The sequence below is a fragment of the Hymenobacter fastidiosus genome, assembly GCF_039539565.1.
Classification (GTDB): domain Bacteria; phylum Bacteroidota; class Bacteroidia; order Cytophagales; family Hymenobacteraceae; genus Hymenobacter; species Hymenobacter fastidiosus.
On record NZ_BAABDJ010000015.1, the window covers coordinates 178975 to 202117 of the forward strand.

Sequence of the window (23143 nt, forward strand, 5' to 3'; positions counted from 1 at the left end):
CCACAATGAAAAAAGCCTACATTTTCGCCTTTATGCTGCTGTGCGTAGGGGGTGTTGCTCTTGCTGCCGATTCTGACGGTAACTCTGCCATCGAAGTCCGGGCTACTTCTATGACTCGTTTGATGTCCAAAAAGGTGCAACTCGACGAGGGGCAGTATCTGAAAGTGAAGTTGCTTAACGTTCGGATGCTAACGGAGGCTGATGACCTCAAAACCCGTTTCGCTGCCGATCCGGCAATTTTGGATCAACATTTGGCCGAAGCCCAGATGCGCTATGAGATGGACCTTGCCTCCTTACTGCGGCCTAAGCAGGTAGCCATGTATCAGCAATCACGTACGAACATGACCGCTCTCGGTTCGTCGTTCTAGATTGAGATGCTCATCTGAAAAAGCCCGCTCCCAAGCGGGCTTTTTATTTGGCTTGTTGCAACCCAAGGGCAGGGGCAGAGGTAGCGGAACTTCGGGAAGAGGCATAAGCAACAGTAAGTCGCCTGAAATAGTGATGTAAACATAGTATTTAGCGTCTTATTGCCGTCTATTTATAAAAATTATTGCTATTGTTTAATTATATAAGTATATTCAAGTGTTCTTCCAATTACAACAAGGCGTAAAGACTTTCCACACCCGCTTCACTTTGCCACCTCACCTCAAATCCATTGTTATGAAAAAGATCTACACTGCTTTTTGTCTGTTGCTGCTAATGATCAGCGGACAAACCCTGGTAGCCCAGACCATGGTTGCCAACGATGCCATTTTACATGAGCGGGTCACGGCACTGTCGCGGCGGATAGCGGAAACTGCCAAACTCAACGAAGGTCAGTATGTGAATGTGAAACGTCTGAACCTGATAATGATGACGGAAATGGAAACTATCAAGGTACGGCTGGCTGCCACCCCGGATAAGATGGATGAGCAGTTAGCAGAGCTTCAGGCCCACTACGACTGGAACCTGGCTTCCCTATTGAAACCACAACAGCTAGCTGCCTATAATAAGTCTAAAATCAGTACGTTAGCTTTAAGCGACCGTTAATCAGCTTTAGCTCTATGCCTTCAAACAAAAAGCCCGCTTACTTAGCGGGCTTTTTGTTTGTCTGTAAAACGCTGCTGATTAGGACCGCTGATCAATGCCAACATAGTCGCGCTCCAGCTCGCCGGTGTAGACCTGCCGTGGGCGGCCGATTGGCTCCTTGTTTTCGCGCATTTCCTTCCACTGGGCAATCCAGCCCGGAAGGCGACCCAAGGCAAACATTACCGTGAACATCTCCGTCGGAATACCAATGGCCCGGTAGATGATGCCCGAATAGAAATCCACGTTGGGGTAGATGTTACGCTTGATGAAGTAGTCATCAGTGAGGGCCGCCTGCTCCAGCTCCTGCGCAATGGTCAACAGGGGATCATCGATGCCCAGCGCGGAGAGCACTTCGTCCGCCGCCTTCTTGATGATTTTGGCCCGCGGATCGAAGTTCTTGTATACCCGGTGACCAAAGCCCATCAGACGGAAAGAGTCCTCTTTATCTTTGGCTTTGTCGACCCATTTCTGGGTGTTGCCGCCGTCCTTCTGAATAGCCTGTAGCATCTCCAGCACTTCCTGGTTGGCTCCGCCGTGCAGCGGGCCCCACAGGGCGTTGATACCAGCCGAAACCGAGCCGTAGAGACTCGCGTTGGCCGATCCTACCAGACGAACCGTCGAGGTCGAGCAATTCTGCTCGTGGTCGGCGTGCAGAATGAGCAGCTTGTTGAGGGCACTAACGACGGTAGGATTGATGGCGTACTTCTCCGTGGGGAAGCTGAACATCATGTACAGGAAGTTGGAGCAATAGTCCAGGTCGTTGCGCGGATAGTTCAGCGGATGACCCATATTGTTCTTGTACGTCCAGGCCGCAATGGTCGAAATCTTGGCCATCAACCGGATTACGTTCAGGTCAATTTCCTCCTTGCTCAGGTCGGGCGATACACTTTCCGGGTAGAAGGCCGTAAGGGAGCAAATCAGGCTGCTTAGGATAGCCATCGGGTGAGCCGCGGACGGGAAGCCGTCGAAAATCTTGCGCACATCCTCGTGTACCAGCGTGTGCTTGGTAATCTGGCCAGCAAAGTTGTCGAGTTCCGCCTGGGTAGGTAGTTTGCCGTAAATAAGCAGGTAGGCTACTTCCAGGAAAGTTGACTTTTCAGCGAGCTGCTCAATCGGGTAGCCCCGGTAGCGCAGGATACCTTCTTCGCCGTCGAGGAACGTGATGGCGCTTTTGGTCGCGCCGGTGTTCTTGTAGCCCGAATCGATGGTGATGTAGCCGGTTTGTTCACGAAGCTTGGCAATGTCGATTGCCTTTTCGTTTTCGGTGCCTTCGATGACGGGATACGAGTACGACTTCCCGTCGAGGATAATCTCAGCAGACTCTGCCATAGGGGTTGGTTAGAGGGTGGTTGCGGGGCGAAACTAAAGAATTACCGGCAAGCCGGAAAGAACTCAAGACGTTTGAACTCTATACTGCAATTCGTCCCTGGGTGTTGTTTGAATGTGCGTGGCGTAAAACCGGGCTATCGATCGAAACCAGCCGCTGGCTGATCAGCTCCGGCCAAACTAATCGGTTAGCAGCCAGGATTACTTCCCGATGCAAAACTGCGTAAATATACTCGTGAGAAGGTCGTCCGACGAAATTTCCCCGGTGATTTCGCCCAGGGCCGCCAAGGCCTGCCGTAAGTCAGCGGCGAGCAGCTCGGTTCCCATCCCATTGGCCAGACCCAGCAGCACGCTATCGAGGGCCTCGTTGGTTTTTTCGAGGCTCCGGGCGTGGCGCAAATTGGTGACGATGGTAGCGGCTCCCGTTGCGTCGAGGCCTGCGCCCCGGACGCGTTGAAGCAGCGTTGCCTGCAACTCCCCGAGGCCCTCGCCCCGGGCCGCGGCAATCAGAACCGTTTCGGGCAGATGCTGAAAAGCCGCGATTTCCTCTTCGGAAGCCACGTCGCGCTTGTTGCCGACGGCCAGCACGGGAATCAGCCGGCCGGGATTCAGGGCTTCAATCTCTGCTTGCACCTCATCGGGAGTAGTGCGCGTGATATCAAACAGATACAGCAGCAAAGCAGCCTGTAAAACCCGCTTTTTGGTGCGCTCCACGCCCATAGATTCTACCTCGTCGGTGGTATCGCGCAGCCCGGCCGTATCCACGAAGCGGAAGCGGATGCCTTCGATGCTCACCTCGTCCTCAATCAGGTCGCGGGTGGTGCCGGCAATAGCTGAGACGATAGCGCGCTCCTCATTCAGCAGCCCATTGAGCAGCGTTGACTTGCCGGCGTTCGGTTTGCCCGCAATAACGGTCGTAACGCCGTTCTTGATAACGTTGCCCAGCTCGAAGGACCGCAGCAGGCGGCGAACCAGCGCCTGCACTTCCTGCAGCAGGCTGACCAGCCCGGTTCGGTCAGCGAATTCCACGTCTTCTTCGCCGAAATCCAGCTCCAGCTCCAGCAGCGCCGCAAACTTCACCAGCCGACCCCGCAGCTCGCGCAGCTCCTGCGAAAAGCCCCCCCGCATTTGCTTAAGCGCTACCTGATGAGAAAGAGCCGAGTCTGCCGCAATCAGGTCGGCTACGGCTTCCGCCTGGGCCAGATCGAAGGCCCCGTGCAGAAAGGCCCGCTTGGTGAACTCGCCCGCCTCAGCCAGTCGGGCGCCGTGCCGGGTGAGTAGCGTCAGAATCTGTTGCACGATGTAGTCGGAGCCATGACAGCTGATTTCGACCACATCTTCGCGGGTGTAGGAATGGGGGCCCCGAAACAGCGAAATGACGACTTCATCCAGGATCCGGTCGCCGTCGCGAATAGTGCCCACGTGCAGGCTGTGACTGGGCTGGTCGCGTAGGCGCTTACCGGCAAATACCGCATCGGTAAGCGACACGGCCGCCGGGCCGGACAGGCGCAGCATGGCAATAGCTCCCGCGCCGGGCGGCGTGGAAAGCGCAATGATGGTATCGGAAAGGGCGGGAGGTAGCGGAAGGGCCACGGCAACGGGAAAAGTAAGCAAACCGCAAAGATAGACAACGTCCCGCCAGCCGCCAGTCCGGTTGTAAGCGCGATGCTCCAACGGTCCGCAGAAGATCAACCAGCGATAAACAGGTTACGACTGACTTCGGCGGAAATCAAGGCAATACTTTGATTGTTAACCTTGATTTCCAGGGAGTTGTCAAATGATACCTTGTCTAGTACTTTAAGGTCAGCTCCTAAGCTCAGGCCGACTTTGTCCAGATACTGCAGGAACGGGGCCGAGGTGTTGCGGACGGCTACCAGCGTGCCGCCTTCACCGGGTTGCAGGTCGGCGACGAGCCGGTTGCGAGGCCGGAGGATGGCCCCATCTTCCGCGGGGATCGGGTCGCCGTGCGGATCAAACTGAGGGAAGCCCAGAAACTCATCGAGGCGGCGCACGAGCAGGGGCGACTGGAGGTGCTCCATTTCTTCGGCTACTTCGTGTACCTCATCCCAGTTAAAGCCTAGCTTCTGTACCAGAAATACTTCCCACAGCCGGTGTTTGCGAATGGTGAGCAAGGCCAGCCGCTGGCCCTCCTGAGTGAGCGAGACGCCCCGGTAGCGCTGGTAATGCAGGAGCTCTTTTTCCCCGAGGCGGCGCAGCATGTCCGTTACCGAGGCGGCCCGGGTCTGGAGTACTTCCGCAATACGATTGGTGCTCACTTCCACGCCCGGCTCGGCTTCCGACAGCTTGTAGATAGCCTTCAGATAATTCTCCTCGGTGTAGCTCGGCACTGGCGTTGAATTAACAATGAGCAATTGTCAATGAGTAATGATCAATTAACAATTATCAATGAGCAATGAGCAATGAACGGGTATGCCGGACCGGCTTCCGACCGATGACAATTTGCTCATTGTTCATTGATAATTGCCCATTGCCCATTGCTCATTGACAATTGCTCATTGATAAATGAGGTGGTTCGTTTTTACCACTTAATCAGCGCCGAGGCCCAGGTGAAGCCGGACCCGAAAGCGGCCAGACATACCAGGTCGCCGCGCTTGATTTTGCCTTCGGCTACGGCCTCGCTCAGCGCAATGGGCACCGAAGCCGCCGTGGTGTTGCCGTAGCGCTGGATGTTGCTGTAGATCTTTTCGTTGGGCAGCTGCATTTTCTGCTGCACGTACTGGGTGATGCGCAGGTTGGCCTGGTGCGGAATCAGCATATCGAGGTCGGCCGGCTGGAAGCCATTCTGGTCGAGGGCCTCTTTAATGACCTGGGGAAAGCGCACTACGGCGTGCTTGAACACGTTCTGCCCGTTCATGTAGGGGTACATGTCCAGCTCGTTGGCTACCACGTACTCCACCCGCTTGTTGCGGTTGGAGCCGGGCTCCTTCACGATAAGCTCCTCGGCATGCTCGCCCTGGGAGTGCAGGTGCGTACTCAGAATACCGTGCCCTTCGCGGGTGCTGGGGCGCAGGATCACGGCCCCGGCCCCATCGCCGAAAATAACCGATACTCCCCGGCCGCGGGTGCTGATGTCGAGGCCGGAAGAGTGAATTTCGGAGCCTACCACCAGAACCGTATCATACATACCGGTTTTGATGAACTGGTCGGCCATGCTCAGCGCATAGACGAACCCCGAACACTGGTTGCGCACGTCGAAGGCGGGAATAGGCGCTTTGATGCCCAGCTCACGCTGAAGCAGGACGCCGGAACCGGGGAAGAAGTAATCGGGAGAAAGCGTGGCGAAGACAATCATCTGCACGTCGTCGGGTGCCAGGCCGGCCATTTCCAGGGCTTTCCGGGCGGCATTAGCCCCCATGTTGGCGGTGGTGTCTTTCCCTTCCTCAAACCAGCGCCGCTCCCGGATACCGGTGCGTTCCTGAATCCACTCGTCGGTGGTTTCCATCAGGGTAGTGAGGTCAGCATTGGTTACCACCCGGTCGGGGACGTAATGGCCGACACCGGCAATTTCAGAATGGCGGAGGGTGCTCATAAGCAGAATGTGGGAACAGGCGAAGAGAGAGCAGAAAAAGGAGCCGAAGGTAGCAAAAAAGCGGTGGCGGTTTTCTCTAAACGGGGTGCGAAGATCAGGAGTTACCGGATAGCATCCAGTAAGCTCCACAATTTTAAGGCTTCCGACTGCCAGAGCGCTTCCGCCGGAATGCCGTTTGGGTAAAAGGATGTGGTCGGCAGCTGCCGCGAAAAATCGGCTAAATCCGCCGTTGGCTCAAAGCCGACGACCATTCCCGCCCCGTGCTGCTCAACCAGTTGCTGCCATAAGGCATTAGGTGGAATCAGGGCCGGCAGGCCCTGGGCCATATATTCGTAGAGCTTGGTGGGCATGCAGCGCCAGGTGCTGTCGTGCTTCTGGTAGGGTAGCAGGCCCAGGTGGCTCCGTTGAATTTCGGCCACGATGCGCGAGTGTGGTATTAGCGCTGCCCCACCGATCAGGGTGACAGCGCCCTTGGCCGCCGTTACGGCCTGCTGCAGTTGCCGCAGCTGGTCAGGACGCTGGCAGAAGCCGATAATGGTCAGGTGGGCCTGGGGCCAGTGCTGCCGTAGCCGTTGGGTAAAGTCGATGGCGGCGAAAACTCCGTTCAGGTGGGAAATGGTACCCGAGTACAGCAGCCGTAGAGGTTCACCGGGCTTCAGTAGTGGCTGGTTTCGAACAGGTTGAAGTTCATCAGGTGCCGGCTGATACTTATTCTCCAGCACCACCACGCGGTCAGCCGGCAGCACCGGGAGGAATGGCAGCTCGGCGGCGTAGCTCCGCTCCGCCAGGATAATTGCGGCGGCGTTACGGGCCGCCAGCCTTTCCACCCACCGCAGGCCGGCGGCCAACCCACGCCGCGTGAGGCCGCTGTACACGTGTTGGGTGGTGACGTTCAGGGCATAGTTTTCCCGCACATCATACAGGAACCTTCGACCCTGGCCCAGCCGCTGCCAGAGGAGGGTGAGGGGCAGCAGTTCCGGAGCGTGAACAACAACCAAATCCGGCTGCAGCCGGCTTAGCAAACGCCAGTATACCCATTGCGCCCGCAACCGGGCGAAGCTTAGGCGCGACCCGGCCAGCAGCGTATGCGTGTGCAGATTGGTGGGCCCGTTCGCTGGGGTCGGGGCCAGGCGACCGGCTACGTGAATCTGCCAATCAGCCCGTTCCGCCAGGGTCCGGCCCAGCTTACCGTACATGCGCGTATCGTCCAGGGGCTTGAGCACGGAAGCCAGCAGAACCCGGAAAGCAGGGGACAAGAGCAAGGTGGAAAGGAGATAGAAGCGAAGATTAGCGCCGTTTTTGCGGTCAAAGATGCTAGTTTTGCCCATCACTTTGACTTATTGCCAAACCTGACCATGACTGACCTCCGCCCCCTTATCGAAGCTGCCTGGGATGACCGCAGCCTGCTCCAGCAAACCCGCACCACCGACGCCATCCACGCCGTAATCGAGGAGCTCGACAAAGGCCGCCTGCGCGTGGCCGAGCCCACCGCCGACGGGCAGTGGCAGGTGAATGACTGGGTGAAGAAGGCCGTCATCCTCTATTTTCCCATCCAGCAGATGGAAACCATCGAGCTGAAGCCCTTCGAGTACCGTGATAAAATGCGCCTCAAAACCGACTACGCCGCCCAGGGAGTGCGCGTGGTGCCGCCTGCCACGGCCCGCTACGGGGCCTATCTGGCCGCCGGCGTTATCCTGATGCCCAGCTACGTGAACATCGGGGCCTGGGTGGGGGAAGGAACCATGGTCGATACCTGGGCTACGGTGGGCTCCTGCGCCCAGATTGGCGCGGGCGTGCATCTGAGTGGCGGCGTAGGCATCGGCGGAGTGCTGGAGCCGGTGCAGGCCGCTCCGGTTATCATCGAGGATGGCGCTTTCGTTGGCTCGCGCAGCATTCTGGTCGAAGGCTGCCACGTGGGCCGGGAAGCCGTGATTGGGGCGGGCGTTACCATCACCGGCAGCACCAGGATTATCGACGTGACGGGCGCCGAGCCCAAGGAATACAAGGGCTTCGTGCCGGCCCGCTCCGTAGTGATTCCCGGCTCCTACGCCAAGCCGTTTCCGGCTGGGGAGTTCCACGTGCCCTGTGCCCTGATCATCGGCCAGCGCAAGCCCAGCACGGATTTGAAAACGAGCCTCAACGACGCCCTGCGGGAGCACAACGTAGCTGTCTGAACCACGGATTCGTCCGGATTTTTCGGATTAATCGGATTTTGTGGACGATTGTCCGAAACAGCAGACTAAAAAGGCCACCCGTTCGGGTGGCCTTTTTTGGTCTGCCCGGATTTTACTGGTAGCTCGTTCGCGCCGTCCACAAAATCCGTGAAATCCGGTTAATCCGCGGTAATCCGTGGTCTCAGCTTGTCCCCGAACACGGCTTTCACCTTGTCTACTTTGCTCTTCACCACGAACTGACAGTAGGGCTGGCTGCCATTCAGGTTGTAGTAGTTCTGGTGGTAGTTTTCGGCGGGGTAGAACACCGGCAGCGGCACGATTTCAGTCGTAATGGGCTGGTCGAAGGCGTTGGCGGCGGTCAGCTTATGCCGGTAAGCCTCGGCCAGACGCTGCTGCTCCTCGTTGTGGAAATAAATGCCCGAGCGGTACTGCGTGCCGGAATCGTTGCCCTGGCGGTTGAGGGTCGTGGGGTCGTGAGTTTTCCAGAATACTTCCAGCAGCTCTTCGTAGCTGATCACCGTGGGGTCGAAGGTAATCTGAATCACTTCGTTGTGGCCCGTCAGGCCGCTGCATACTTCCTTGTAGGTAGGGTTGGCGATGCGGCCGCCGGTGTAGCCCGACACGACTTTTTGCACGCCGTTCAGATTCTGAAATACGGCTTCGGTGCACCAAAAGCAGCCGCCGCCAAATGTGGCTTGTTCCATGAATCACAGATTAAAATGATTTTTCGCTGATTCGTTCAGCGTCGGTACCATAACGCGCAAGGGCCGGCGACTGTTCACGAATCCGGCCGCTGGCAGCATTAGGATAGTCGGCTTGCAACAGTATGGTGCCAGTGGCAAGTCACAAGCAACCGGTCCCGCTATCGGAACGAATCAACGAAATCAGCGAAAAATCAGCGTAATCAGTGATTAAATCGCCCGGCCACCACGAGGTCTTTCGTGCCGTGACTCCAGGAGTAGAAACCCTCGCCGGATTTCACGCCCAGCCGGCCGGCCATGACCATGTTGACCAGTAGCGGGCAGGGGGCGTATTTGGGGTTGCCAAGGCCGTCGTGCAGTACGCGCAGAATAGCCAGGCACACATCCAGCCCGATAAAGTCGGCCAGCTGCAGGGGGCCCATGGGGTGAGCCATGCCCAGCTTCATGACCGTGTCAATTTCCTCCACGCCCGCGACGCCTTCGAACAGCGTGATGATGGCCTCGTTGATCATCGGCATCAGGATGCGGTTGGCCACAAACCCCGGGTAGTCGTTCACTTCCGTTGGCGTTTTACCCAGCTGCCGCGAAATGTCCATCACCTGCGCCGTTACCTCGTCGGAGGTTGCGTAGCCCCGAATCACTTCCACGAGCTTCATCACCGGTACCGGGTTCATGAAGTGCATGCCAATCACCTTATCGGCCCGCTTGGTGACGGCGGCAATCCTGGTGATGGAAATAGAGGAGGTGTTGGATGCCAGAATAGCGTCCTGGGGGGCATGCTGGTCCAGGTCGCGGAAGATCTGCAGCTTCAGGTCCACGTGCTCAGTGGCGGCTTCCACTACCAGCCCTACGCCCTGAACGCCGTCGGCAATGCTGGTGAAGGTTTTGATGCGACCCAGGGTGGCCGTTCTGTCGTCGGCGGTGAGCCCGCCTTTGGCTACCTGGCGGTCCAGGTTTTTGCCGATGGTAGCCAGGGCTTTGTCCAGCGCGGGTTGGTTGATGTCAATCAGCGCCACGGCAAAGCCGTGCTGGGCAAAGACGTGGGCAATACCATTGCCCATGGTACCTGAGCCAATAACGGCAACGTTCATCATCTGGAGCGGGAAAGGGGTGGGAAGGAAGGAGTCGGGTCAACCGGAAAGCGGCCTTTACGGCACAAAGCTAAACCGAATTTGACGGGCACCCAAGCTGGTGCAACCCCTTGCCACCGCGGAAAGGCAAAAAAAGTAGGCTCCGTAAAAAAGTGTATTTCAGATGAATTTGCCCCTTTTTCCGGGGAATTGAGTTCCGGGGATTTAAATTTTTTAATCCGGATAGATCCTTTTGAATAGGGCCGCGTACAAATCCGCAAATCACCCATCCAGCTAACCTTAACGAGGTCCAACAGCCACTGCAGTGATTTGTTTCTTTCCACCCCTTTCCAAACCAATCACCAACCACCATGGGAAATCTGCTGTACATCATCGCCGTTATTCTGATCATCATCTGGGCCCTGGGCTTCTTCGGGATTCTGGGCGCCGGTCTGGCTGGCAACAATGTGATTCACATTCTGCTGGTCATTGCCATCATTGCCGTTCTGCTACGGGTCATTCGCGGCGGCCGCGTAGTCTAGCTTCGGCTGGACTCCCGATAAGGTCTGTCTGAAAAACAAAAAAGCGGCTCCCCAAAGTGGGGAGCCGCTTTTTTGTGGGTGTCAGCCCAGGTTACAGCCTGGCCTTCCACCTCAGATTATACAAAAAGTTGAAGCGAATAACCGGCTGCCCGTAGGGCGACAGGGGACTACCGTCGGCGCTGTAGCCGTCGTTAAAGTTGTAAAGCACCACAATGTCGGCCGCGAACCGGTCACTAAGCTGGCTGCGGTAGCCAATACCCGCCAAAGGGGTCCGGTAATTGCGCGTTACGGGCACAATAGCGACCTGCGTGGAGTTTACGGAGACGAGGTCGAACGACTCGGCCCGGGTAGCTTCGTACTCCGCGTGGACGAAAAACTGCTGATACACCGTGTATTGCGCAAAAAACTTCAGGCCTAAGCTGTTCAGCTTCAGGTTGCCCGCCCCCGCAAAGGAATAGTTGTTGTAGGAGTAGCTGATACCCGGTCCCACGGCTAATTTTTCGGTGATCCGGTAACCGATAGAGGGGCCGATGCTGGCGCTGAACTGCCCGATACCATTGTAGCTGGAGTAGCCCAAGCCCACGTTGCCGTAGAGAAACAACTTGTATTGCTCCTTGGGCTGGTCGGCCGCGCTGGTGCCCTTGGGAAACTCCAGCCCCGACGGCGAATTAGGGGTAGGCTTCACGGTAGGAGCGGGCAACGGGGCCTCCGTCGGGGCCGGTACGGGTACGGCCGGCCGGGGGGTGGGCTGAGCCGGCCGCGGCAGGGCCCCGGGAGGGGCCGTGTTCAGCTGGGGTTTAACGGTGGTACGGGTCGTATCCGTCTGGGCCTGAACAGCCGGGGCCAGCAGGGTACCGGCTCCACCCAGGGCCAGGGCTATCAGAATGCGCTTCATAACTGGCAGGAACGAAATTAGGAGACGAGGTGGTACATCCGCTGGCGAAGAGTCTTGATCTGGTCGTCGGCCAGATACTCCTCGTAGCTCATCCGGCGGTCGATGATGCCATCCGGGGTAAGCTCAATGATGCGGTTGGCTACGGTTTCCACGAACTGCAGATCGTGCGAATAGAACAGCAGGGTGCCGTTATAGTCGCGCAGGGAGTTGTTCAGGGCCGTAATGCTTTCCAGGTCGAGATGGTTCGTTGGGTCGTCGAGCACCAGCACGTTGCCGGCTTCCATCATAATTTTGGAGAGCATGCAGCGTACTTTCTCCCCTCCGCTCAGCACGTTCGACTTCTTCTGCGACTCCTCGCCCGAAAACAGCATCCGGCCCAGGAAGCCCCGGATGAAGGACTCATCCTTTTCCGTTGAATACTGCCGCAGCCAGTCTACCAGGTTCAGGTCGGTATCAAAGAACTCGGCGTTTTCGCGCGGGAAATATGACGGGGTGATGGTCGTCCCCCAGTTGAAAGAACCGGTGTCGGTTCTAACCTGCTCAAACAGAATGTCGAACAGGAGGGAAGCGGCCCGGTCGTCGCGGCTGATGATGGCTACCTTGTCTTTTTTGTCGAGCGAGAACGACACGTTGCGGAACACGCGCTGTCCTTCCACCGCCATACCCAAGTTTTCCACCATGAGCAACTGGTTGCCCGCTTCCCGCTCGGGCTTGAAGGCAATGTAGGGGTACTTGCGCGAGGACGGCTTAATTTCTTCCAGGGTGAGCTTTTGCAGCAGCTTCTGGCGCGAAGTAGCCTGCTTGGACTTGGAGGCGTTGGCCGAGAAGCGGCGGACAAATTCTTCCAGTTCCTTCCGCTTATCCTCCGTCTTCTTGTTCACGTCCTGCCGCTGCTTCAGCACCAGCTGGCTGCTTTCGTACCAGAACGAGTAGTTGCCGGGATACATGGTGATTTTCGAAAAGTCCAGATCCGCCATGTAGTTACACACCGCGTCGAGGAAGTGCCGGTCGTGACTGACCACAATCACCGTGTTCTGAAAGCTGTCGAGGAAGTTTTCCAGCCAGAGCACCGTTTCAGCGTCGAGGCCGTTGGTCGGTTCGTCAAGCAGCAGCACGTCGGGGTTGCCGAACAGCGCCTGGGCCAGCAGCACCCGCACTTTGTCGGAACCACCCAGGTCACTCATCATGGTGAAGTGCTTGTCTTCGCCGATGCCGAGGCCGGAGAGCAGTTCAGCCGCTTCGTAGTCCGCGTTCCAGCCTTCGAGGTCGGCAAAGTCACCTTCGAGCTGGGCGGCCCGCTCCCCGTCCGCATCCGAGAAATCAGCCTTGGCGTAGAGGGCATCCTTCTCTGCCATCACCTTCCACAGTTTCGTGTGGCCCATAATCACGGTCTGGAGCACGGGGTGCTGGTCGTAGGCAAACTGATCCTGCCGCAACACCGAGAGCCGGGACCCGGCCGGCATATCCACGGAGCCGGTGTTGGGCTCCATTTCACCCGAGAGAATCTTGAGGAAAGTGGATTTACCGGCTCCGTTAGCCCCGATCAGGCCATACACGTTGCCGGGCAGAAATTTAATGGAGACATCTTCAAACAGCACGCGCTTGCCGTAGCGCAGACTAACGTTGGTGGTACTGATCATGAAACAGAGAAAAGCGAAGTAGCGAGAGAAGAAAACAGGCCGCCATGGCGGTAATCAGCGCGCAAAAATACGCAAAATGCCGTGGGCTACCGTAGCGAACCAGATGATTTACAGGATGCTTTTAGGAAAAGTGATAAATCGAAGATACATTTTCATTGGGTTCCCGGTTAAGATCCTGGGGCTGAGGCTACCTCGGTAAAAAACCTGCTTTCCTCCCAACCTCAGCCGTAGGAAAGCAGTATTAAGAAGCAAGCTGGAATATAAGGCGCTGCGTACGCGGGTTTTGTACAACATCCTAACCCCGAACGACAGTTCCGGAATTCTGAGCTAGTTGAATGGTCTAACGCCTTTTTCTTGTACTATGAACGATGCTTCTATTACCCCCGAAAAAAACGGCGTCCGCTATGGATTGCCTACTGCGGCCGGCATGGCGGCTTACTTTCTGTTGGCTTCCCTGCTCCACCTCACCGACCGGGTTGAGTTCAGCTTTCTAAACGGAGTCATCCTGACCATCGGCATTGTAATGGCCATTGCGCACTACAAACGGGTGAAAAACGACCGGATGCCCTATCTGCAGGGCTTCGGTACCGGCATTGTTACGGCCTTGGTAGCGTCAGTGGTGTTCGGCCTGTTTTTCGTGGTCTACACCGTAATCAATCCCGGCATCATGGACCAACTGCGCGCCCGTGACCTGTTTGGGTTTGACTTATCGGTAACCATTGCCTTTCTGGCCGTGATGTTGCAGGGGGGAATGTCCGGGGTAATCATCTCCCTGGTGGCCATGCAGTATTATAAAAGTGCCGACCATAAGCCCCTTGAAGGCATCGAGTAAGCTTAGGGGCATAGTCGACAGTGGACAGTTAAGGGTTGGATCCGGTGGGTCCAACCCTTTGACGTTTTCAGGGTAGCCGTACCAGGCGGATTGAGGAACCGGAGGAACTTAAAGAGGAAAAAGATATGTTATAAATAGATTGCATGTTTAATTAAAGAAATATATATTTGCATTATAAGTAGTTGATGAAAAGCCAGGTCTTTAGAGTTGCTTGGTTTTTAGAAGTTTAAAACAGTAAAGATTCTTTTCGCTCCACTTGCTCTCCCGTATCCGATGAAAACGTTTTTTCTAACTTTACTCATGCTTTGCGGGCTGACTGCCGGGGCTTCCGCTCAGATGCGCGACCGATACGCCGAGCGGCCGGGCACTGGCGATGTGCCCGTTGCGCGGGTTGAGGACATGACCCGGCAAATGTGCGACCGGCTACGCTTAAACGAAGCCCAATACATCCGGCTGCGCGCAGCCAACCAAATTAAGGCAGCCCGGCTGGATGAAATTCAGTGGCAACACAAAGATGATCCTACCCGGCGGCGGGCCCTGCTCTCAGAGCTTGAGGCGCAATACGAAGCCGAATGCGGCCGTATCCTGACTCCCTCGCAGTTGAGCTTATACCGCAGCGAGCAGCAGCGGGACAGTGTGCCGACTCAAACGGATCCGAATGAAGGCGGGCTAGGCTAATGAGCGGCCGCTGTTTGTTCTACCGCATAAAAAGAGCGACTCCAATAGAGGAGTCGCTCTTTTTATGCGGTAGAACCCGCACCTATTGAGCTGTCAATGGCCGCTCATAAAGCACGGCCGTTACGATACCGGTGGGGCCGAAATGGAAAGTGAGCTTGTTGGCGGTTGAGCGTTGGTGCCGGGGCTCACATTGGGTGCCCGGCTCGATATAATAGTAGTATGTTTTCTCCGTCTGCTCGTTGAGCTCTTCTTCATCCGGTCGGCCAAAGAGGGCATCAATAGAAGCCGTACGGGTGCCGTAAAGCGTTTCGCGATATGCATTGATGGCCGGTAGCTGCCGGGCGCGTTGGTTCTGACAGGCATATACATCCTTGCGCCAGGAAACTGGGTCGAAGCCCGGAATGCTGGACAGAGAATGGCCACACGAAGGGAGAACGGCCAGAAGTAGGCAGACGAAAGGAAGGCGGATGGACATTAGAAAGAGCAGCTGGGAACCTGGGGCGTCCGGAAATAGTTGGAGCCATCAGAAATGATGCTGCTAAAGTACTAGATTTGTATAGGCTACTCAGTAAAAGAAGCTTTATCCCGCCGTTTTAATTCTAAACCGACTATTCCAGCCGATGCCTTTTTCACCGACTGCCTTCGCCGGCTTCCTGCTGCTGCTCGCTTCCCTGGTTTTACCCGCTTTTCCCGCCGAAGCCGCACCTGGTACGGGGGGAGGAAAGGTAGTTAAGCTGAGTGAGGCGCGGCGGGCCACCTACATGGCTGCTTTCGAGCAGCACGTGCTTCAAACTTACGTGCAGACCGGCCTTACGGCGACAGGCTTACCGATGAACGTGTACCGGGAAGCTTTGGTCGGCTTCTATAACCTGCAGCAGCGGGGCCTCGTGGCACCGGCTAAGCAGGTGCTGACTATCATTGATTTCAACCGCTCAAGCCGTCTGAAGCGATTGTGGGTGGTGGATGTGAAGCAGCAGCGGGTCCTGTTTCATACCCTGGTGGCGCATGGCAAAAATACGGGTGCCGAATTCGCTTCCGCCTTTTCCAACGTGAACGGCTCGGAAATGAGCAGCCTGGGCTTTTACGTCACCGGCAATACGTACGAAGGCAAGCATGGCCTGTCGCTGAAGTTGAACGGGCTGGAGCCAAAGTACAACACCAACGCGGCCAGCCGGGCCGTGGTAGTCCACGGGGCCAATTATGTGTGCGAGGAGTTTGTCCAGGCCCATGGCCGGTTGGGCCGCAGCCAGGGCTGTCCGGCACTGCCATTGAACCAGAGTAGCGCCATCATCCGGGCTATCAAAAATGGCACGGTGGTGTATGCCCATGCCCCGCGTACCGTGCAGTACGAATCGAGCTTCCAGCAGCTGGATCCGGCCCTGGTAGGCTTTGCCCAAAGCAAAGGGCTGAGCGACGAATAAATTCGGTGCTGCGATGCCCCCGGCTATTCAACTCCAAAGCCTGGCTATGTAGCCCGGCTTTGGAGTTGAATAGCCGGGGAGAAACCGGCTTGAGTCCGGCCCCTGGTGGCCTTGACGAGGTTGCTGCCGGCGAAAAAGAAAATCCGGCCCACGCCAAAAGGCCCCAGGGAATTGATCTGACTCAGGTTTACCCCGGCCCTGGGGCGGAAGCCCGGCAGTTCCTCCTATAATGCCGGTGACGCCCAGGATGGTGAGAAGAACGCCGCAAGCGCGTTTCTGCTTCAGGCCGAAAGGCTGGGCTGGAAAATAACAACCGGCCGGGCCTAGTACTGTTGCCGGCTGAAGGTGGACCGTAGAAGGAGGTATTTGGGGTGTGCCAGTCCGGGACAACCCTGCCGCACATGGCGCGTTACAGGCCCAACGGCTACTTTAAAGCCGGTTTCGTTCCGCCCTACGTTTACCACAACCACCCCCAGCTATGAGAGGAAACCTGCGTTACATTATTGCCCTCGTCCTGGCTCTGTTCTCCTTTGTGACCTACTACTGCAAGCGGTCGGTGAATGAAGTGACCGGCGAAACCCAGCACGTAGACATGACGGCCGAACAGGAAATAGCCCTGGGCTTGCAGGCGGCTCCCGAAATGGCCCAGCAGTACGGCGGCATTCACCCCGACCGGCAGGCCGGCGCCCGGGTCGAGGAAATCGGTCAGCTGCTGGTGCGCAATACCAAAGCATCGCAGAGCCCCTACAAATTCCAGTTTCACCTGTTGGCCGATGAGAATACTATTAACGCCTTCGCCCTGCCGGGCGGACAGATCTTCATCACGGCCGGGCTGCTGAAAAACATGAAGTCGGAAGGGCAGGTGGCCGGGGTGCTGGCCCACGAAATCGGGCACGTCGTCGGTCGTCACTCGGCCGAGCAGGTGGCCAAAAGCCAGCTTACGCAGGGCCTGACCGGAGCCGCCGCCATTGGCCTCTACGACCCCGAACGGCCCAGTACTGCCGTTAGCGCGGCGGCCGCGGCTATGGTGGGCAAGCTGATTACCATGCGCTTCGGCCGGGAAGATGAGTTGGAATCTGACCGCCTGGCCGTCGATTTTACCGCCCAGGCCGGGTATGATCCGCGGGCTATGATTCAGGTGATGCGGATTCTGGAGCAGGCCGGCGGCGGCAACAATCCGCCGGAGTTCATGAGCACCCATCCTAACCCGGGCAACCGTATTGCGGAGCTGGAAAAGGAAATTGCCGTTGACTTTCCGGGCGGCGTACCCGGCACCCTGAAGCAATAACTTACCCCGTATTCTTTTCCGCAATGGCCGGGCCTGTGCCCGGCCATTGGGCGTTTCAGCCCGTAGGACAATCACCGGGTTAGCTCAGCTTATTCCCTCTTATGACTTCGTTCGTCACGTTGCACCAGCTCCTATTCGTATTGAACCCGGTTTCGGGCGACATTGATAAATCGGAGCTGGAAGATACCATTACCGCTTTCTGCGCGGAGCGCGGCCGGCAGGCGCACTTTTTTCATACCACCGGCGCGCAGGATCAAAACCGGCTACGGACTGCAATCAAGCGCCAGGCCTACGATGCCGTATTTGCCTGTGGGGGCGACGGAACCGTGAACCTGGTGGCGGAAGCCATAGCTGATACCGGCCTGCTGCTGGGGATTCTGCCCTTGGGCTCGGGCAATGGCCTTTCTAAAGATCTGGAAATTCCACAGGATCTGGCCGAGGCGCTGCACCTGATCTGGGAGCACGGGGTCAGCGCCATCGATACGCTACGTGTCAACGGGCATTTCTCGGCGCATCTGGCAGATCTGGGCTTCAATGCCCTGGTGGTAGAGCGGTTCGACCAGAGCGACTCCCGCGGCCCTACCACCTACGTGCGTATCGCCACCCAGGAATACCTGGCTTATGAGCCCGCCACGTACCGCATCCGAACCGACCGGGGAAGCTTCGAGGGGCCGGCTTTTATGGTAACGATGGCCAACGGCAACACCTTCGGTAGTAACGTCGTCATCAATCCCGACAGTCGCCTCGACGATGGGGAGTTTGAAATCTGCATCATCGCCCCTTTTCCCGGCACGGCGGCGCTGGGCATTCTCTATCAGCTCTACACCAGCGACTTCGAGGCCTCGCTCTACACCCAGCGCCTGCGCTGCCGCTGGGCCGAAATTGAGGTAAATGGTCAATCTCAGGTGCTGGGGCAGGTGGATGGGGAGTCGGTGCGGCTGGATACGCCCATCCGGATCGGAATCAGTCCGCGGAGCCTTCGGGTACTGACACCAACCGTGCCGCCGCCAAGCTAGCGGCGGCTGGGTATACCGGCAGGAGTCGCTTGCGGAAAACTTCCCGGGCCGGGGCGGCAGCGGCAGCTGGTTCCAGGGTGCGCAGCCAGGCTTCCCCGTTCTGGTAAAAGTCGAGGCTGAAAAAGCCCTTGTGCTCGTGCGTAAAGCTGGCCTTGCCGCCAGGCTGCACAAATGCCGTTTTGCTGCCCGCTCCGCTCACCAGGTAGTGGCCGGCGCGATACTGGAAATACTGCAGGTTGTGGTCGTGGCCGGCGGCGTAGATGACGTTGGGGAACTGATGGAGCACCCGCAGCAGGCGGCGGCGCATCTTGCGATACTTCGGGTGGGCCATGTCTTCCTCGGCCCCCACGAGCTTGCGGTAGAGCGGGAAGAAGGAGCCCATCACCGGCAGCGGCACATAAGCCTTTTTATGCACGGTGGTGAGCGGGAAAACGTGCTGCTTGGCCGTGAACTTGCCCCCGTGCAGGGCATTGGAGTAGAGTGGATGGTGCCCGGCTACTACAATCTGCTGGTGCTGGTTTTGGGTCAGCAGGTCGTGCAACTCCTCGAACGGGGCTTTGGCATCCGTCGCGGAGCAGTCGGCGGCCGGCCCCAGGGGGCGCGGCCCGTTCTGTACCCACCATTGGGTGTTAAGCACGATCAGCAGCAGATTTTCGGCCAGCTGCACCGTCACCGGCCCCGGGCAGCCCTGGGGCGGCAGGTACCGGGCAGCGGGCAGCTGTTCGTGCACGTAGGCTTCCTGGCGGAGCAGATACTCGTAGCCGTCCGACCGGCCTTTGTTCCAGTCGTGGTTGCCGCTCAGGAACACCACGCGGCCGGAATAAGGGCGCAGGGCATCGAGCTGGGTGTTCAGGCGCAGCTCGGCGGCCGCGCGGCGCGGGTGTTCCGGGGCAGGCAGCCCGGTGGGGTAAACGTTGTCGCCCAGAATCACCACCGTACTCTCCGCCCCGGCTTCCCGCATCCAGCCCTGCAGCAGCTCCAGGATGGGGTCGGGACCATCGGTGGCTACGGCGCCCAGGTCACCGATGAGGGCTACGCGGTGGCGCAATGCGCTGCCGGGCGCGGGCTGGCGGGTTTCCCAACCGGCCTCGACGGCCGCTACGAAGGGCTGGCGGCGGTACTGCCGCTCCTGCCGGTAGCGGTACAAAAGCCACCCGGCCAGCAACAGAGTCACGGCCGTGAACAGGTAGAACAAAAGCAGGAGCGAGGAGGGCAGCACGTGAGTGATTCTGGAGTATAAGCCTTGGGTGGCCTGGACGTTGGCTAACGTAAAACCATAGCGTACGGCTGAACAGGACTGGCCGCCGGCAGCAGGCTGATTCGGGAGGCCGGACTTTTTGCCATTATGTTCAGCTTGCCGGGACAAGCCCGCGCCCGTTTCTGCATCGTCCCGGCTCACCTCAGCCGCGGCTTAAAAATTAGGTGGCGTCAGGTTTTTGAAGTGGCCATTGAGGCGGGCGCGGTCTTTCAGCCGCTCCGTTTCCAGCACGATGGGCAGAATAGTCTCCAGGTGCTCCACCACGATTTCCTGGCGCTCCAGCTCACTGGTCGCTTCCAGAAGCCGGTATTCCTGCTCCGTGCTGAAGCCCAGATGGTGAGCTACGTCATAGATCTTATAGTCGGGAGCCAGATCCAGGAAGAGCTTGCGCAGCCCCAGCGCGTCGTAGAGCTGGCGCACGTAGTCGGTGATACGGATTTTGAGGGCCTCATCGGCCTGCGGATCATCAGGGATGTCTTCGATCTGGCCGGCGGCGTAGAGCTTGCCGGGAGCCTGGCGGTGAAAGTCGCGGATGCGGAAGATGCCCAGCGCCTTGGTCTTGATGTCCAGCTCGCCGCTGTCGTAGCTTTTCTCTACGCTCAGGAGCTTCATTTCGGTGCCCAGAATGCTTACCCCCTCGTTCAGGTAGGGTGGAATGCCGAAGGTGATATTCGACTCGATACAGTCGCGCACGAGCTGGCGGTAGCGAGGCTCAAAGATGTGGAGGTTGAGCTTTTCGCCGGGAAAAACGACCAGGTTCAGGGGGAAGAGAGCAAGCAGACGAGGCATATGAGCACAACAGGGAACAAGCGGGAAAGTACCTGAAAAAGCGCAGAAAATACCGCCGCGTGGGCACATTTCCGCTATTTTTGCGCCGGGGCCCGAATGGCCCCGGCATTTGATCAGCTTGTTCCCGGGAAGTAGTGACGGATTATAAAAAGTATGGCCGGCAGGCTATGCGGATACTGCTGCAGGTGATGGCCGCCCTGTTTCTGACTTCGCTGGCCTGGGTGCTGGTCTACCGCTGGGTGGCCCCGCCGGCCACGTGGCTGATGCTGGACCGCCGCGCCCACGCCCCCGTAGGTAAGGGCTATTACGGCATCCGGGAGGAAGGCCGCCGTATCAGCTACGACTTTAAGAGTCTGGATGACGTAGCGCCTCAGGTCCCGCTGGCGCTGATTGCCGCCGAAGACCAGCTCTTTCTGAAGCACCATGGCTTTGACTTCAACGCGTTGCAGCGCGCCGTGAAGACTAACATGCAGGAGGGCCACAAGCTGGTCGGCGGCAGCACTATTTCGCAGCAGGTGGCCAAGAACGTGTTTCTGTGGCACGGCCGCAGCTACGTGCGCAAGGCCGCCGAAGCCTATTTTACGGTACTTATTGAGCTGTTGTGGAGCAAGCGCCGCATTATGGAAATGTACCTGAACGTGGCGGAAATGGGCGACTGTATCTTCGGGGTGGAAGCGGCAGCGGAGCGGTACTTTCATAAGCCGGCCAACCAGCTTTCCACGGCCGAAGCAGCTTTGCTGGCGGGCGTGTTGCCCAACCCACTGCGGTTTCGGGCCAGCAACCCCGGCCCGGCCGCCCGCGCCAAGCAGCGTCGGGTGATGCGCAACATGCGCCGGCTGGGCGGCACGACGTATATTCGGGCCATCCTCGAAGATTAACCCAGCCCGCATGAAACGACTGTTTACTACTCTGGTGGCCTGCCTGCTGCTGAGCGTTTGCCTGGCTCAAAAGCCCCGGGCCCGGCGCCAGAGCATCAGCCAGGTGATGCAAACCCAGACGGCGGCCTGGAACCGCGGCGACGTGGCGGGCTTCATGCAGGGCTACTGGCAGTCCGACTCGCTGGTCTTCATCGGTAAGCGCGGCCTCACCTACGGCTGGCAGCCCACCCTCGACAACTATAAGCGCAGCTACCCCGATGCGGCGGCTATGGGCCAGCTGGTATTTTCCAACCTCCACATCACGCCCATCAGCCGCGACGCGGCCCAGGTTATCGGCAAATGGCATCTGACCCGCCCCGCCGCCGGCGACCTGGAAGGCCACTTCCTGCTGGTGTTCCGCCGGCTCAAAGGGCAGTGGGTAATCGTGGCCGACCACTCCAGCTAGTGGTCAATTAACAATTAACAATTATCAAGGAGCAGTTATCAAGGAATCGTTGAAAGGCATTGAAGCTGTTCAGGAATTCGGTTTCGTGTCAGGCTGAGCATTCTGGGTATAAAGCAGAGACCGAAGCATCCCGCTCGTGTCGTTGAACGGCTCCCACGACGCGAGCGGGATGCTTCGGCTGGCGGATACCAGATACGGTATGACCACCTGGAGTGTCCCGTACAACTTCATTGATAATTGTAGGACTTACGCAAAATGCTTTCACGCAGTGTTTCGCAGTGTTAAACCGCAGTGTTTCGCAGTGTTTAACGTCCTCGCACTGCGAAACACTGCGGTTTAACACTGCGAAACACTGCGTGAAATGGCACCAGGAGGGTTTTGCGTAAGTCCTAAATTGCTCCTTGATACTTGTTAATTGATTTCGTCTTTCTGCTTTTCGGCTTCCACGGCGGGAATGGCGGTGGTGAAGATCAGCCCGTTTTTGGCCGCGTGCTCGGCGGCCTGCACCGTATCCTGCACCAGCAGCATCTCCACTTTATCGTGGCGCAGCTCTTCCGTTACCTTTTCGACCATGGCCGCCCGTCCGGGGTGCAGCACGTCGCGAATGTAGATGGCCAGGATGCGGCCGGGGTGGCGGCGCACCACTTCGCGGTAAATGTTGGCGTCTTCCTGCCCGCTGTCGCCGATAAGCACGAAGGGCAGCAGCGGATAGGTGAGCAGCAGGTTGTCGATTTCGCGCAGCTTGTGGTCGTGGTGGCTGGAGGTGGATTCGGCCTTGCGGCTGCCGATGCCGAAATCGCGCAGCAGCAGCGGCCCGGGCGGAATCTCGTTCAGGGCCAGAAAGTCTTCGAGCAAATCGTACAGATTCCAGGGCGACGAGCTGACGTAGAAAAACGGGTTGTTGCGCTTGCCGTTGCGGCCCAGCTGCAGGGCGCGGTAGAACTCGGCCACCCCCTTGAACGGCAGCCGGGAGCGGGCATTGCGCAGCAGTACCGTGCGGGCCATCAGCAGCAGGTCGGTAACCGAAGTCTGAATTACGGTGTCGTCCAGGTCGCTGATGATACCGTACTCGGCATCGGCAGGCGGAATGAGTACGGGGGCCATGGCCGTCAGACCGGGCGGCGTGGGGAAGGGTGCCGGTACTGTCTGGAGCAGGATATCCACCGGATACCACATAAAGTTGATGGGCGCGGGCAGCGAAGTCGGCTCCAGATTGAGGGTGAAGTAGCCCTCGTCGTCGGTTATCACCGGGTGCTCGGAGCCGTCGGCAGGGCGCACGATGAGCTGGGCCCCGGCAATTTCGTTGCTCTCGAAGCGCCGGTACATATCCACCAGGTTTCGCAGGCCCGACTCGGTGCCGCTGGGGTCGCCGATGCCCTTGTCGGTGAGCACCCGGCCTTTCACGTAGAGCCGGGTGGGCGTGCCATAGCTGCGGTACGGGACGATCTGCACGGGCTTGAGCAGCCCCAGCCGGTGCCGGGCACGCAGGATCAGGTCGTCGGTGCGCTCGGCCCAGTCGCCGAGCCTGTTGAGGAAAGAAGCCATAGGAAGCGTAAGAAAAACAGGCCGGAA

24 protein-coding genes are annotated in these 23143 nt (G+C 58.1%); 11 read left to right on the forward strand and 13 right to left on the reverse strand.

Annotated features, from left to right (window positions below; genetic code table 11):
• Positions 1 to 5 precede the first annotated feature (5 nt).
• Together ABD833_RS09740 and ABD833_RS09745 are read left to right on the forward strand one after the other, a co-directional pair.
• Positions 6 to 368 (forward strand): hypothetical protein, encoded by a 363-nt coding sequence (locus ABD833_RS09740; RefSeq protein ID WP_345072636.1) that lies wholly within the window; start codon positions 6 to 8, stop codon positions 366 to 368.
• A gap of 292 nt (positions 369 to 660) precedes the next feature.
• Positions 661 to 1029, forward strand: coding sequence for a hypothetical protein (locus tag ABD833_RS09745; RefSeq protein ID WP_345072638.1), 369 nt, complete (start codon positions 661 to 663; stop codon positions 1027 to 1029).
• 78 nt (positions 1030 to 1107) lie between these two features.
• On the opposite strand, the gene ABD833_RS09750 is transcribed toward ABD833_RS09745, so the two are convergent.
• The 5 genes from ABD833_RS09750 to ABD833_RS09770 all read right to left on the reverse strand — a co-directional run bounded on the left by ABD833_RS09750 (position 1108) and on the right by ABD833_RS09770 (position 7200).
• A complete protein-coding gene (locus ABD833_RS09750; protein WP_345072639.1) occupies positions 1108 to 2397 on the reverse strand; it encodes a citrate synthase in 1290 nt (429 codons plus the stop codon).
• Between the two features lie 198 nt (positions 2398 to 2595).
• The gene (gene mnmE, locus ABD833_RS09755) at positions 2596 to 3987 is read right to left on the reverse strand and encodes a tRNA uridine-5-carboxymethylaminomethyl(34) synthesis GTPase MnmE (RefSeq protein WP_345072641.1); all 1392 of its coding nucleotides are present in this window, start codon (positions 3985 to 3987) and stop codon (positions 2596 to 2598) included.
• A gap of 95 nt (positions 3988 to 4082) precedes the next feature.
• Positions 4083 to 4742: a metal-dependent transcriptional regulator gene (locus ABD833_RS09760; protein WP_345072642.1), complete on the reverse strand. Its 660-nt coding sequence runs from the start codon at positions 4740 to 4742 to the stop codon at positions 4083 to 4085.
• 191 nt (positions 4743 to 4933) lie between these two features.
• Complete coding sequence (locus ABD833_RS09765; RefSeq protein WP_345072643.1) at positions 4934 to 5944, reverse strand: 3-oxoacyl-ACP synthase III family protein; 1011 nt, start codon at positions 5942 to 5944, stop codon at positions 4934 to 4936.
• A gap of 101 nt (positions 5945 to 6045) precedes the next feature.
• On the reverse strand, positions 6046 to 7200 hold the full coding sequence (locus ABD833_RS09770; protein WP_345072644.1) for a glycosyltransferase: 1155 nt from the start codon (positions 7198 to 7200) through the stop codon (positions 6046 to 6048).
• Positions 7201 to 7299: 99 nt separating this feature from the next.
• Here ABD833_RS09770 and ABD833_RS09775 point away from each other — a divergent pair, with 99 nt between their 5' ends.
• Positions 7300 to 8118 carry a 2,3,4,5-tetrahydropyridine-2,6-dicarboxylate N-succinyltransferase gene (locus ABD833_RS09775; protein ID WP_345072645.1) on the forward strand — a complete coding sequence of 273 codons (819 nt, stop codon included), beginning with the start codon at positions 7300 to 7302 and terminating at the stop codon, positions 8116 to 8118.
• Positions 8119 to 8276: 158 nt separating this feature from the next.
• Here ABD833_RS09775 and msrA read toward each other — a convergent pair whose 3' ends face one another.
• Both msrA and ABD833_RS09785 read right to left on the reverse strand, forming a co-directional pair.
• A complete protein-coding gene (msrA, locus tag ABD833_RS09780; protein ID WP_345072647.1) occupies positions 8277 to 8822 on the reverse strand; it encodes a peptide-methionine (S)-S-oxide reductase MsrA in 546 nt (181 codons plus the stop codon).
• 200 nt (positions 8823 to 9022) lie between these two features.
• Positions 9023 to 9913: a 3-hydroxybutyryl-CoA dehydrogenase gene (locus ABD833_RS09785; protein WP_345072649.1), complete on the reverse strand. Its 891-nt coding sequence runs from the start codon at positions 9911 to 9913 to the stop codon at positions 9023 to 9025.
• 347 nt (positions 9914 to 10260) lie between these two features.
• Here ABD833_RS09785 and ABD833_RS09790 point away from each other — a divergent pair, with 347 nt between their 5' ends.
• On the forward strand, positions 10261 to 10431 hold the full coding sequence (locus ABD833_RS09790; RefSeq protein WP_345072650.1) for a lmo0937 family membrane protein: 171 nt from the start codon (positions 10261 to 10263) through the stop codon (positions 10429 to 10431).
• A 91-nt stretch (positions 10432 to 10522) separates the two neighbouring features.
• On the opposite strand, the gene ABD833_RS09795 is transcribed toward ABD833_RS09790, so the two are convergent.
• Both ABD833_RS09795 and ABD833_RS09800 read right to left on the reverse strand, forming a co-directional pair.
• A complete protein-coding gene (locus ABD833_RS09795; RefSeq protein ID WP_345072651.1) occupies positions 10523 to 11326 on the reverse strand; it encodes a hypothetical protein in 804 nt (267 codons plus the stop codon).
• A gap of 17 nt (positions 11327 to 11343) precedes the next feature.
• Positions 11344 to 12966, reverse strand: coding sequence for an ABC-F family ATP-binding cassette domain-containing protein (locus ABD833_RS09800; protein ID WP_345072652.1), 1623 nt, complete (start codon positions 12964 to 12966; stop codon positions 11344 to 11346).
• 361 nt (positions 12967 to 13327) lie between these two features.
• On the opposite strand from ABD833_RS09800, the gene ABD833_RS09805 reads away from it, so the two are divergent.
• Entirely contained in the window at positions 13328 to 13798 is a 471-nt protein-coding gene (locus ABD833_RS09805; RefSeq protein ID WP_345072653.1) for a DUF4199 domain-containing protein, read from the forward strand.
• Positions 13799 to 14071: 273 nt separating this feature from the next.
• On the forward strand, positions 14072 to 14476 hold the full coding sequence (locus tag ABD833_RS09810) for a hypothetical protein (protein ID WP_345072654.1): 405 nt from the start codon (positions 14072 to 14074) through the stop codon (positions 14474 to 14476).
• Positions 14477 to 14558: 82 nt separating this feature from the next.
• Here the strand turns inward: ABD833_RS09810 and ABD833_RS09815 are convergent, their stop codons facing one another.
• Positions 14559 to 14951: a hypothetical protein gene (locus tag ABD833_RS09815; RefSeq protein WP_345072655.1), complete on the reverse strand. Its 393-nt coding sequence runs from the start codon at positions 14949 to 14951 to the stop codon at positions 14559 to 14561.
• Positions 14952 to 15096: 145 nt separating this feature from the next.
• Between ABD833_RS09815 and ABD833_RS09820 the strand changes: the two genes are divergently transcribed.
• The 3 genes from ABD833_RS09820 (at position 15097) to ABD833_RS09830 (ending at position 18201) form a co-directional block, all read left to right on the forward strand.
• Entirely contained in the window at positions 15097 to 15897 is an 801-nt protein-coding gene (locus ABD833_RS09820; RefSeq protein ID WP_345072656.1) for a murein L,D-transpeptidase catalytic domain family protein, read from the forward strand.
• A gap of 478 nt (positions 15898 to 16375) precedes the next feature.
• Entirely contained in the window at positions 16376 to 17185 is an 810-nt protein-coding gene (locus tag ABD833_RS09825) for a M48 family metallopeptidase (RefSeq protein ID WP_345072657.1), read from the forward strand.
• 101 nt (positions 17186 to 17286) lie between these two features.
• Positions 17287 to 18201, forward strand: coding sequence for a diacylglycerol/lipid kinase family protein (locus tag ABD833_RS09830; RefSeq protein ID WP_345072659.1), 915 nt, complete (start codon positions 17287 to 17289; stop codon positions 18199 to 18201).
• Here the strand turns inward: ABD833_RS09830 and ABD833_RS09835 are convergent.
• The gene (locus tag ABD833_RS09835) at positions 18149 to 19420 is read right to left on the reverse strand and encodes a metallophosphoesterase (protein ID WP_345072661.1); all 1272 of its coding nucleotides are present in this window, start codon (positions 19418 to 19420) and stop codon (positions 18149 to 18151) included. The two genes, ABD833_RS09830 and ABD833_RS09835, sit on opposite strands and share 53 nt — an antisense overlap.
• A gap of 192 nt (positions 19421 to 19612) precedes the next feature.
• Positions 19613 to 20248 carry an LON peptidase substrate-binding domain-containing protein gene (locus ABD833_RS09840; RefSeq protein WP_345072662.1) on the reverse strand — a complete coding sequence of 212 codons (636 nt, stop codon included), beginning with the start codon at positions 20246 to 20248 and terminating at the stop codon, positions 19613 to 19615.
• 167 nt (positions 20249 to 20415) lie between these two features.
• Here ABD833_RS09840 and mtgA point away from each other — a divergent pair, with 167 nt between their 5' ends.
• Both mtgA and ABD833_RS09850 read left to right on the forward strand, forming a co-directional pair.
• Entirely contained in the window at positions 20416 to 21126 is a 711-nt protein-coding gene (gene mtgA, locus ABD833_RS09845) for a monofunctional biosynthetic peptidoglycan transglycosylase (RefSeq protein ID WP_345072663.1), read from the forward strand.
• Between the two features lie 10 nt (positions 21127 to 21136).
• Positions 21137 to 21571 carry a YybH family protein gene (locus ABD833_RS09850; RefSeq protein WP_345072665.1) on the forward strand — a complete coding sequence of 145 codons (435 nt, stop codon included), beginning with the start codon at positions 21137 to 21139 and terminating at the stop codon, positions 21569 to 21571.
• A 411-nt stretch (positions 21572 to 21982) separates the two neighbouring features.
• Here the strand turns inward: ABD833_RS09850 and ABD833_RS09855 are convergent, their stop codons facing one another.
• Entirely contained in the window at positions 21983 to 23116 is a 1134-nt protein-coding gene (locus ABD833_RS09855) for an App1 family protein phosphatidate phosphatase (RefSeq protein WP_345072666.1), read from the reverse strand.
• Positions 23117 to 23143 lie beyond the last annotated feature (27 nt).

What these genes read in the sequence shown, in the direction of transcription:
- ABD833_RS09765 (WP_345072643.1), bottom strand. Translation starts at nt 5,944, where the DNA reads ATGAGCACCCTCCGCCATTCTGAAATTGCCGGTGTCGGCCATTACGTC.
- ABD833_RS09745 (WP_345072638.1), top strand. Translation starts at nt 661, where the DNA reads ATGAAAAAGATCTACACTGCTTTTTGTCTGTTGCTGCTAATGATCAGC.
- ABD833_RS09850 (WP_345072665.1), top strand. Translation starts at nt 21,137, where the DNA reads ATGAAACGACTGTTTACTACTCTGGTGGCCTGCCTGCTGCTGAGCGTT.
- ABD833_RS09810 (WP_345072654.1), top strand. Translation starts at nt 14,072, where the DNA reads ATGAAAACGTTTTTTCTAACTTTACTCATGCTTTGCGGGCTGACTGCC.
- ABD833_RS09840 (WP_345072662.1), bottom strand. Translation starts at nt 20,248, where the DNA reads ATGCCTCGTCTGCTTGCTCTCTTCCCCCTGAACCTGGTCGTTTTTCCC.
- ABD833_RS09825 (WP_345072657.1), top strand. Translation starts at nt 16,376, where the DNA reads ATGAGAGGAAACCTGCGTTACATTATTGCCCTCGTCCTGGCTCTGTTC.
- ABD833_RS09815 (WP_345072655.1), bottom strand. Translation starts at nt 14,951, where the DNA reads ATGTCCATCCGCCTTCCTTTCGTCTGCCTACTTCTGGCCGTTCTCCCT.
- ABD833_RS09805 (WP_345072653.1), top strand. Translation starts at nt 13,328, where the DNA reads ATGAACGATGCTTCTATTACCCCCGAAAAAAACGGCGTCCGCTATGGA.
- ABD833_RS09785 (WP_345072649.1), bottom strand. Translation starts at nt 9,913, where the DNA reads ATGATGAACGTTGCCGTTATTGGCTCAGGTACCATGGGCAATGGTATT.
- ABD833_RS09750 (WP_345072639.1), bottom strand. Translation starts at nt 2,397, where the DNA reads ATGGCAGAGTCTGCTGAGATTATCCTCGACGGGAAGTCGTACTCGTAT.
- ABD833_RS09775 (WP_345072645.1), top strand. Translation starts at nt 7,300, where the DNA reads ATGACTGACCTCCGCCCCCTTATCGAAGCTGCCTGGGATGACCGCAGC.
- ABD833_RS09800 (WP_345072652.1), bottom strand. Translation starts at nt 12,966, where the DNA reads ATGATCAGTACCACCAACGTTAGTCTGCGCTACGGCAAGCGCGTGCTG.
- ABD833_RS09820 (WP_345072656.1), top strand. Translation starts at nt 15,097, where the DNA reads ATGCCTTTTTCACCGACTGCCTTCGCCGGCTTCCTGCTGCTGCTCGCT.
- ABD833_RS09795 (WP_345072651.1), bottom strand. Translation starts at nt 11,326, where the DNA reads ATGAAGCGCATTCTGATAGCCCTGGCCCTGGGTGGAGCCGGTACCCTG.
- mtgA (WP_345072663.1), top strand. Translation starts at nt 20,416, where the DNA reads ATGCGGATACTGCTGCAGGTGATGGCCGCCCTGTTTCTGACTTCGCTG.
- ABD833_RS09790 (WP_345072650.1), top strand. Translation starts at nt 10,261, where the DNA reads ATGGGAAATCTGCTGTACATCATCGCCGTTATTCTGATCATCATCTGG.
- msrA (WP_345072647.1), bottom strand. Translation starts at nt 8,822, where the DNA reads ATGGAACAAGCCACATTTGGCGGCGGCTGCTTTTGGTGCACCGAAGCC.
- ABD833_RS09740 (WP_345072636.1), top strand. Translation starts at nt 6, where the DNA reads ATGAAAAAAGCCTACATTTTCGCCTTTATGCTGCTGTGCGTAGGGGGT.
- ABD833_RS09830 (WP_345072659.1), top strand. Translation starts at nt 17,287, where the DNA reads ATGACTTCGTTCGTCACGTTGCACCAGCTCCTATTCGTATTGAACCCG.
- ABD833_RS09855 (WP_345072666.1), bottom strand. Translation starts at nt 23,116, where the DNA reads ATGGCTTCTTTCCTCAACAGGCTCGGCGACTGGGCCGAGCGCACCGAC.